Consider the following 8,840-nt stretch of genomic DNA (forward strand, 5'->3'; position numbering starts at 1 on the left):
GAATGTGTCCGTGAATCGCCGATGTGTCAGCTCAGCGGTCCTCGGGGAGCTGCTTCGGGGTGTCGTCGTAGACGCCCAGCTTCCACGGCAAGTACAACGCCGCCGGTAACACGACGTAGCCGACGATCATCGCTGCGACCGCCCACAGGTTGAGGCCGCCGCCAGGGTTGCTGAACTGGCCACGCCAGTCGAACTCGACCATGAGGAACACCGACGCGGCGATCGACAGGATCGGGAACACGACGTCGAGGACGACGCTGCGCTTCACATCGTTCGGGCGGTGCCGCGTGCGCCCGAGGAAGCACAGGATGAGCGCGAGCGGCACCATGACGAACTGCACGAACCGCGTCACCGAACTGATGACCATGATGCCGCGCATCGAGTACCCGAACGCCATCGGCACGACGATCGCGAGCACCGCCGTCACGACGAACGCGACGACCGGCACCCCGCGCTGCGACGTCCGACTTGCCGCGGCGGGCAGCATCCGACGGCGGCTCATCGCGTCGAAGATGCGCGGCGTGTTGAAGCTCGCCGCGACGTTGATGCCGAACATGCTGACGAGGGCGCCGAGGACGATGAGGTCGCGCACGATCGAGTTGTCGAAGGCGCTCGCGAGCACGACGGCGTCCTTCGACTCGAGCACGCCCGTCGGGTTGATCATCATCGCCACGGACACGACGGCCACGTACACGACGATGACGACCGCGACACCGATCGGGATGGCGCGCGGCAGGTTGCGGGCCGGGTCTTCCATCTCGCTCGCGGCGCTGCCGGCGCCCTCGAACCCGGTGAACGCGTAGAACGCCGCGAGCATCGCGCCGACGAACGCGGTCGTGTCCATGCTCGGCACGAGAGGGCTGCCGTCGGGGCCCTCGAGATGGGTGAGATCGGAGAAGTGGTTGTCGCCGGTCATCGCCAGCACGACGAGGCCGGCGACGATCGTCAGGACGAGCGCCGCGACCTTACCGATCGTCGAGATGTTGTTGACGACCTTCGTGATGCCTGTGCCCGCCAGGTTGATCGCGAGCAGCACCACCATGAGTAGGACGAAGCCGATCGTGATGTTCGTCGTCGTCACCGCCTCGTGGCCGCCGAAGACGGTGAGCACGGTGGTCACGACGGCCGTCGCCATGACACCCCACGCGATCGCGGCGCCGACGAAGCGCGTCAGGCCGACGTAGAACCCGACGTCGTCACCGAACGCGACCCGCGTGTACGCGAACGCCGCGCCGTTCTCGCTCGTCCAACGGGCCGCGGCGGCGAACGTCACGGCGAGGACGGCCGCGAAAACACCGGCGATGACATAGACGAGCGGCGTCCACGTGCCCGCGACCTTCATGACGGCGCCGGGGGAGAGAAAGATGCCCGAGCCGATGATGCCGTTGATCGTCAGCAGGACGATTGACGCGAGCCCGAACTTGGCGCGCGACGTCTTGCGCCCGCTGGTGTCATCCCGATTCGCCGCTTCCTGCGGCGTCTCGCCGCGCGTCGTCGCGTCCTGTGGCGTCTCGCCGCGAGTGGGCTGATCAGGCGTCGTCGCGGGCGTCGACGACCCGTCCGCGCTCGCAGACGGGGTCGAACCCGCCGATGATGCGGCCATGACGGCTTCCTCTCCTCGGGCCGTGCCCCGGCGAGGGGACGACGGCGTCAGTCGCGGTGAGTCGCCCCCAGACGCATCGCCGCGTGATTCGTCCTCATCTGCCTAGTGCTGCGTTCGCCGCCGGCGACGTGACGTCCGCGGGTTGGGCAGGACGTCAGCGTGGTCACGCCGGCGACGGAGCCGCGGTGCCGTCGGGCCAGGTGAGGGTGCGCGCCGATGTGAAGTGGCGGGGGGTGCCGTCGACGGGGTCGACGAACGCGAGCGTCTTCGCGAGCAACTGCAGCGGACGCGTGAAGTCGTCGATGTCGTCGTCGAGACGCACGTGCGGATAGAGCGGATCGCCGACGATCGGGATGCCGAGACCGTTGAGGTGCAGGCGCAGCTGATGGGTGCGGCCCGTGGCGGGGGTCAGTCGGTAGGTGGCGACGTCGCCGCGCACCTGCCCGAGTTCGATGTCGGTGATGGCGTTGACCGGCGCCCCCGGCACCTCGAACGCCTGCGCGAGGCCGTGCTGCTTGCGAATGTGCGACTCGACCCGACGCGGCAGCTCGAGCGACGGGTCGTACGCCGCGACGGCCTCGTACGTCTTGCTCACCTGCCGCGCTTCGAAGATGCCCTGGTATGCAGCGCGCCAGCGTGGCTCGCGCGTCAGCAGGAGCACCCCGGCGGTGAGCCGGTCGAGGCGGTGAACGGGCACGAGCGTCGGTTCGTCGAGCATCGCGCGTGCCTTGACGACGACCGACTGCGTGACGTGCCTGCCGCGCGGGATCGAAGCGAGGAAGTGCGGCTTGTCGACGACGACGATGCGTTCGTCCTCGTGCAGCACCGTGAGTTCGAACGGCACCTCCGGCTCCTCGCGCAGCTCGCGGTGGAAGTGGACGAACGTGTGCGGCCGGTACGGTTCGTCACCGTTCCAGGATCGGCCGTGGTCGTCGACGAAACGGCCGCGTTCGAGCATCCCGTCGACGTCGACGTGGTCGGGCAGCTTGTCGTGCAGGAACGCCCGCATCGTCGGCCAGGGCATGGGGTTCGTGCGGTCACGATCGGGCGTGCGCACCCATGCGGCACTGAGGCCGTGACGGCGGGGAAGGGGATGAAAATCTGGCACGGACGGCGCTCGCGAACCGTCAGGCGCCCGCGGGCGCGCGGCCCGTCGCGGCGGCGTCGAGGGCGGCGAGGCCCTTGTCGACGTCCTTCGCCACCTTCGCGTTCATGCGGATGAGGGTGAACAGGACGCGCTGCGGCGCGCTCTGCGGACCCGTCATCGTCCAGGTGACGTCGGTTCCGCCGTCAGCGGCGGGGGAGAAGGCGAAGTGGGAGGTGTTCTCCGACTCGAACGGCGCCGTGAACGTGAGCGCGACGGTGATCTCGTGCGGCGTCGAGTCGAGGATCTCCCTGTGTCCCGACCCGGCCTTCTTGTCGCCGGCCCACTCGTACGGCGCGCCGACGCCACGTGCGGCCCCCGAATAGGTGCGGCGCAGCTGCGGATCGAGCCCCTCCCACGGTGACCAGTGCACCCATTCGTGCAAGTCGTCGACGAACCCGTGCACCTGCTCGAGCGGCGCAGCGATGTGACGGCTGCGACTGACGCGGAACTCACCCATGCCCCAGAGGATATGCGGGAGCCGCCCGAGCTGGTACACGCACGCTCCGGGGCTCACCCGGCCGCCCTCATCGAGTGTGGTGGCAGGGAATGCCAGGTCGGCCCGGACAGGCCCTGGGTCGCCCGCGTGGCCGGCCTCGCAGCAGGAGTCGCGGAGACAAGGAGTAGGGCGCCGGGCGCCCGCAGGTACCTCCAGCCACGTAGATTCACGGCATGGGAATCTTTCAGGGCCTCGCTGGCAACATGCAGCAGATCGACCCGCAGCAAGCACATGAGCTCTACGGCCCCTGGCTGCTCGAGGGTGAGCAGATCCAGTCGGCGTACAAGATGCTGCGCGACGGCTTCTGCATGACCAACTTCCGCATCATCACGCTCGATCACCAGGGTGCGACGGGGAAGAAGACTCGCGTCAAGTCGATCCAGCTGGCTGCGATCGTGGACGTCACCGCAGAGACCGCAGGCGGAGGAGTCGACGACTCGGAGATCACGATCACGTACGTCGTGACGCCTTACCTCAGGGCCCACACCCTGCAGTACGGCGAGTACACGTTCGAGTTCCCCAAGAACTTCGACATCGCGGCGCTGTATCGGCATCTCATGGGCATCGCCCTCAACAACCGTCAGAACCTGAACCGCGCGTGACAGTGGTGCCTGCCGGCCTGCGTGCGTAGCCGCTCGACGCGGGGCTGCGCGCCGAGCGAGATGTCGCCTGCGCGCCGAGTTGGGGACTCGACGCGCATGACAGGATCGGGCAATGGTCGAGACGGACGCGTTGATCCCCGAGTCGCTGCGAGCGCTGATGGCCGGTCGGGCGGCTGACGGCGCCGGGCTGCCTGACGGTGAGGCGTGGCTGCGCAGCGTCCCGAAGACGCTCGAGACGCTGCTGGGCACCTGGCGTCTGACGCCGGACGGGCCGTCGATGCACGGTCAGTGCGCGCTCGTCGTGCCGGTGCGGCAGGGTTCGGAGCGGCTCGCGCTCAAGCTCGCGTGGCCGCACGCCGAGGCGCGGCACGAGCACCTGGCGCTGCGCGCGTGGCGCGGTGTCGGAGCGGTCAAGCTCGTCGCGGCCGAACCGTCGTCATGGGCGCTGCTGCTCGAACGGTGTCGGCCGGCGACGCAGCTGGTGGAGATGTCGTCGCTCGACGCGGCGGAGACGATCGGCGCGATCCACCGGCGTCTCGCCGTGCCGGCGTTGCCGCAGCTCGACACGGCGTCTGCGTGGTGCGGCCGGATCGCCGAGCGGCTGACGGGAGAGGAGCTGCCGATGCCGAGGCGGTTCGTCACCCAGGGGGTGTCGTTGGCGAGATCGCTCGCGCAAGAGCGTGGTGTCGACGCGACGCTCGTGCACTCGGATCTGCACGACGACAACGTCATGAACGTGACGCGAGCCGGAGCTGTTGGCGGGCTCGTCGCGATCGACCCGAAACCGGTCGCGGGAAACCTCGCGCTCGCGGTTGCACCGTTGTTGTGGAACCGGTGGGACGAGGCCGCTGACGCCTACAACCTGAGGAATCACCTGCGTTTTCGCGTCGACTACGCGTGCGACCCGATGGGCGTCGCACCCGAAGCGGCCCGGGCATGGACGATCATTCGGGTGCTCGCCAACGCCTGGTGGGCCTGCCACGACGCGCGCGAGCGACGCGCTCCTGCACCGGATCTGACGCGCGAGGTCGCCATCATCAAGGCCATGCAGGGCTGACGTTCACCCCTGCCCGAACGCCTCGGTTCGAAGGCCTCAGAGAGCTTCCGACTACTGCCCAGCGGCCCCGCCCCACGTGCGATGTACGTCCCCATTCGCGATCTGCGTCCCCATCTGCGATTTTCGGAAGCATTCGCCCCGGCCGTCGCACGTGGCAGGTGAGGTGCCCGGACCGTGCGGAGCGTCGCGCCACCCGGCGGCGGGCCATCTCGTACGCTGTGGCCATGAGCCATCCCAGTGATTCGTCGACGCCCGCCGCGCCCGTCAGCTCGGCCCCGGCGCCTGCGGCGCCACCCGCCGCATCGACCGCCATCCTCACCCCTGAAGCGATCGCGACGGCTGCCGAGGCCGCGATGGCCAAGCGGCCTGTGCGCGAACCGTGGCGCATCGCCATGCTCGCCGTGCTGGGCGGCGCATGGATCGCGCTCGGTTTTGTCTTCTACATCACGACGCAAACGGGCGCGTCGACGATGCCGTGGGGCATCTCGCGCACCATTGGCGGCGTCGCGTTCTCCGTCGGCCTGCTGCTCGTCATCGTGACGGGCGCGGAGCTGTTCACGTCCTCGACGATGACGATCATCGCCAAGGTCGTTGGACGCATCACGTGGCCCCAGTTCGCGCTGCACTGGGTGATCGTGTGGGTGTTCAACTTCGTCGGCGCGCTGCTCGTCGCGGCGCTGTGCTACTTCGGTGGGCTGCAGACGAACGGTAAGAACGGGTGGGGCAAGGTCGTCCTCGACGGCGCGGCCGCCAAGCTGCATCACTCGTGGGGTGAGGCGTTCGTCCTCGGCATCTTCGCGAACCTCGCGGTCTGCCTCGCGGTGTGGATGGCGTTCGCCGGCAAGACGCTCGTCGACAAGGCGTTCGCCGTCGTCGGGCCGGTCGCGCTGTTCGTCGCGACGGGTCTGGAGCACTCGATCGCCAACATGTTCTTCCTGCCGCTCGCCATGATCTTCAAGGATCACGGGGGAGCGAAGTTCCTCAAGGGCCTCGACATGTCGGCGTACTCGGATCTCACCTGGACGCATGTCTTCGTCAACAATTTGCTGCCGGTGACGCTCGGCAACATCATCGGTGGCGGGCTCATCGCGGGCCTGTACCAGTGGTACGCGAACCGTCCGAAGGTCGAAGCAGCTGCGGTCTGAGGATCGCGCTTTACATTCATTAGCTATATTTATGGCGCAGGGGAGTTGCACCAGGAGGAGACCACCGTGAGCGGTGTCGACAAGGCGCAGGTCCTGGAGGACCTCGTCGCACACCTGAGCGAGCGCCTCGACCAGGCCGACAAGGCTGTCGGCCTGCGCCAGCAGGTCGGCGAGGTGATCGAGCAAGACGAGCACCGCGTCGACGACGTCTCGCATCAGGAGGACGCTGGCGACATGCACGACATGCTCCAGGAGGTCGACAAGACGCAGCAGCGCATCGTCGAGACGGCGAAGGCGTTGACGACGACGGCGTGTGACGTCGTCAAGCCCGGCGCGGTCATCAGTTTCGGCGGCGAGCACTTCGTCGTCGGCGTGGCGACGGACGAGTTCACCTCGGGCGGCACGACCTACCTGGGCATCTCACCGGACGCACCGATCTACGCAGCCATCGAGGGCAAGCGGGCCGAAGACACATTCGAGTTCAACGGCACGACGTCGACGCTCGACGACGTGTCCTGACGCTTCGGGCGCGCGGACGTAAGCGTCAGGAGTCTGGCGACGAGAGTCCAGCAGTGGGTCACATTGCACGACGCGGTGTGACCCACTGTCATCGGGACCTCTTCCGAGCCACGTTCGTCATCCGATAATCGACATTATGTTAAGTAAGCGGATGAGGGGCCTTCCCCAGCACCCCCACACGTGTTATCGTTCATAAAAGACTGCCGTTTTCTCACTCAACTCCTCCTGTTACCTTTTGATGGTTGACTCGCACGATTCATCGCCACTAGATCGAGGGACCATGGGTACAACCTCCGTAGCCGCCAGTGACGAGACGATGTGCATGATCCGCACAGCGGACGGTGAGCGACTCGTAACTCCCCTCGGGCCCGATTTAGCCAGGGTGGCCGTTGAGCACGCTCGCCCCATACGGGAGGTCACCTCGTACAAGCAGAAGCGCTCATTTGAGGGCGATTATTGGTCCGCGACGCTGGGGTGCCTCGTTCACCACGAATCTGGGCTCGAGAAGAGGTTCGCGGTCGAGGCTGACTTCCGCCGCGATGTGGTCGCGTACTCATGGCAGCCGCTCATCTTCTCCTGGCCGCGAGGAACACCCGGACGACGTGACCACGTCCCAGACTTCTTCTGCCGACTCGCTAGCGGTGACGGTCTCGTCGTTGACGTCAAGTCCGCCGATCACACTGAAGCTGCCGCAGATCAGTTCGCCCTCACCCGCACAGCCTGTGAAACCGTTGGATGGCAGTACGAGGTGTTCTCAGGTTGGGAACCCCAGCGGGCATTCAACATGGAACACCTGTGCACCTACCGGCGCACGCGCTTCGTTCCCGATCCCTCAGTGCGTGACGCAGCGCTAACGGCGTTCGACGGTGGCGCGTCATTCAACCTCGGGATGAGGCGTCTGATGCGCGAGGCCGCGCTACCCGAACACGAAGCGCGCATGCACCTCTACAACATGATGTGGCACCAGCAGCTTACGTTTGACCTCGAGCAGCCGCTACGCAGCAGCACCATAGTCACGGCGGAGAGTGCATGAAATCTGTCAGGATGTACGACTTCATTCTCTTCGACGCCCAGGCCTGGCAGGTCGTCGGCGTGGATGGCCCGAGAGCCGCGTTGAAAAGCCAAGCGAGTGGGCGCATCCGCCACGTCGCGCTCACCGAGCTACTCGCCGATGACTCCTTCCAGCCAGAGACCCCGGACCGCTTGCCAACCCTCGACGATGTGCGTTTCTTGGAGAGCGTCCCCCAGCAGGTCGCCGAGGATGCCCGCTGGCTCCAGCGGCACATCGTGGAAATCATCCGCGGTGTGCCACCCATCGACGACACCCCCCAGGAGACTATCCCGAATCCGGCCTACGCCGACGACGTCCCCCGCTACCGCCGCATTGAAGCCAAAGTAGCCGAGCTCGCCTCAACGGCACGACCCCTAAAGGAGCGGCAACTTCGGCAATACGTGAAGGCATATGAACGCGATGGCGTGGCCGCCCTCGTCGACAAGCGCAAATTGCGCGACAAGCGGCCCGGTCTCCGACAAGATCCGCGCATCATGACGCTCCTACACGCGTACGTCGTCGACCAAACGGAGACGTCTACCGGAACCCGTAAACGCGCATTGGATCATCTGAAGTACCAGGCCCGGCTTGAGGGCATCACGGTTCCTTCCGACGCGACCCTCTACCGCCTCCTGTCCCAAGTGGAAGGTGACCTGCACCCATTTGGCAACGCCACGACCAGACGAACCCGCGCCAACCGGCCGAACCAGCCCTTCAGCAGGCGCCGGGCCACGCTTCCAGGCCAACTCGTTGAAATCGACTCGACCCCACTCGACCTCGCCATCGTGTACCCAGACGGAAGCACCGGGCGCCCAGAGCTGTCCGCAATGATCGACGTAGCCACCGGGACCATTTGCGGCGCCATCCTGGTGCCCGAGGGAACGAAGGGAGTGGAACTCGGTACTCAATTGTTGGCGCGCTCTCTGACCCCACTTCCCATGCAGCCCGGATGGGACGACGCCCTCTCTCTCGCGCGATCCACCCTGCCCGTCGAAATGATGGTTCCCGACCCCGAACTGAGAGCGGGGATCGCCGCCCGCCCCCTCATCTACCCCGAAACGATCACGATCGACCGGGGAAAGAACTACATGAGTGAGGTTTTCAGGAACGCATGCGAACGCCTCGAAATCGGTCTAACGCTAGGGGACTGCTGCACGGATAGGTGACATCGACTCTGTGGTGCCGTTCGGTGCCGCAGGAGAGGATGTGCACCATGCCCA

At 66.5% G+C, this 8,840-nt stretch carries 9 protein-coding genes; 6 read left to right on the top strand and 3 right to left on the bottom strand.

What is annotated here, in order from left to right:
* Nucleotides 1–31 precede the first annotated feature (31 nt).
* The 3 genes from AC1RS9_RS01195 to AC1RS9_RS01205 all read right to left on the bottom strand — a co-directional run bounded on the left by AC1RS9_RS01195 (nt 32) and on the right by AC1RS9_RS01205 (nt 3,207).
* The gene (locus AC1RS9_RS01195; RefSeq protein WP_083607152.1) at nt 32–1,603 is read right to left on the bottom strand and encodes an APC family permease; all 1,572 of its coding nucleotides are present in this window, start codon (nt 1,601–1,603) and stop codon (nt 32–34) included.
* 163 nt (nt 1,604–1,766) lie between these two features.
* A complete protein-coding gene (locus tag AC1RS9_RS01200; RefSeq protein ID WP_006947219.1) occupies nt 1,767–2,627 on the bottom strand; it encodes a pseudouridine synthase in 861 nt (286 codons plus the stop codon).
* A 103-nt stretch (nt 2,628–2,730) separates the two neighbouring features.
* Complete coding sequence (locus AC1RS9_RS01205; RefSeq protein ID WP_006947224.1) at nt 2,731–3,207, bottom strand: SRPBCC family protein; 477 nt, start codon at nt 3,205–3,207, stop codon at nt 2,731–2,733.
* A gap of 212 nt (nt 3,208–3,419) precedes the next feature.
* Here AC1RS9_RS01205 and AC1RS9_RS01210 point away from each other — a divergent pair, with 212 nt between their 5' ends.
* From AC1RS9_RS01210 to AC1RS9_RS01235, 6 genes are all read left to right on the top strand, one after another.
* Nucleotides 3,420–3,848 carry a PH domain-containing protein gene (locus AC1RS9_RS01210; RefSeq protein ID WP_006947257.1) on the top strand — a complete coding sequence of 143 codons (429 nt, stop codon included), beginning with the start codon at nt 3,420–3,422 and terminating at the stop codon, nt 3,846–3,848.
* Between the two features lie 112 nt (nt 3,849–3,960).
* On the top strand, nt 3,961–4,905 hold the full coding sequence (locus tag AC1RS9_RS01215; RefSeq protein WP_083603754.1) for an aminoglycoside phosphotransferase family protein: 945 nt from the start codon (nt 3,961–3,963) through the stop codon (nt 4,903–4,905).
* 224 nt (nt 4,906–5,129) lie between these two features.
* The gene (locus AC1RS9_RS01220) at nt 5,130–6,050 is read left to right on the top strand and encodes a formate transporter FocA (protein ID WP_240742490.1); all 921 of its coding nucleotides are present in this window, start codon (nt 5,130–5,132) and stop codon (nt 6,048–6,050) included.
* Nucleotides 6,051–6,116: 66 nt separating this feature from the next.
* Nucleotides 6,117–6,569 carry a hypothetical protein gene (locus AC1RS9_RS01225; protein WP_051805866.1) on the top strand — a complete coding sequence of 151 codons (453 nt, stop codon included), beginning with the start codon at nt 6,117–6,119 and terminating at the stop codon, nt 6,567–6,569.
* 322 nt (nt 6,570–6,891) lie between these two features.
* Nucleotides 6,892–7,602: a TnsA-like heteromeric transposase endonuclease subunit gene (locus AC1RS9_RS01230; RefSeq protein WP_170957188.1), complete on the top strand. Its 711-nt coding sequence runs from the start codon at nt 6,892–6,894 to the stop codon at nt 7,600–7,602.
* Between the two features lie 11 nt (nt 7,603–7,613).
* Nucleotides 7,614–8,786: a transposase family protein gene (locus tag AC1RS9_RS01235; RefSeq protein WP_492920246.1), complete on the top strand. Its 1,173-nt coding sequence runs from the start codon at nt 7,614–7,616 to the stop codon at nt 8,784–8,786.
* Nucleotides 8,787–8,840: the final 54 nt, after the last annotated feature.

Source organism: Dermacoccus sp. MPR-E5, from assembly GCF_058809565.1.

What these genes read in the sequence shown, in the direction of transcription:
- AC1RS9_RS01195 (WP_083607152.1), bottom strand. Translation starts at nt 1,603, where the DNA reads ATGGCCGCATCATCGGCGGGTTCGACCCCGTCTGCGAGCGCGGACGGG.
- AC1RS9_RS01200 (WP_006947219.1), bottom strand. Translation starts at nt 2,627, where the DNA reads ATGCCCTGGCCGACGATGCGGGCGTTCCTGCACGACAAGCTGCCCGAC.
- AC1RS9_RS01205 (WP_006947224.1), bottom strand. Translation starts at nt 3,207, where the DNA reads ATGGGTGAGTTCCGCGTCAGTCGCAGCCGTCACATCGCTGCGCCGCTC.
- AC1RS9_RS01210 (WP_006947257.1), top strand. Translation starts at nt 3,420, where the DNA reads ATGGGAATCTTTCAGGGCCTCGCTGGCAACATGCAGCAGATCGACCCG.
- AC1RS9_RS01215 (WP_083603754.1), top strand. Translation starts at nt 3,961, where the DNA reads ATGGTCGAGACGGACGCGTTGATCCCCGAGTCGCTGCGAGCGCTGATG.
- AC1RS9_RS01220 (WP_240742490.1), top strand. Translation starts at nt 5,130, where the DNA reads ATGAGCCATCCCAGTGATTCGTCGACGCCCGCCGCGCCCGTCAGCTCG.
- AC1RS9_RS01230 (WP_170957188.1), top strand. Translation starts at nt 6,892, where the DNA reads ATGATCCGCACAGCGGACGGTGAGCGACTCGTAACTCCCCTCGGGCCC.
- AC1RS9_RS01235 (WP_492920246.1), top strand. Translation starts at nt 7,614, where the DNA reads ATGTACGACTTCATTCTCTTCGACGCCCAGGCCTGGCAGGTCGTCGGC.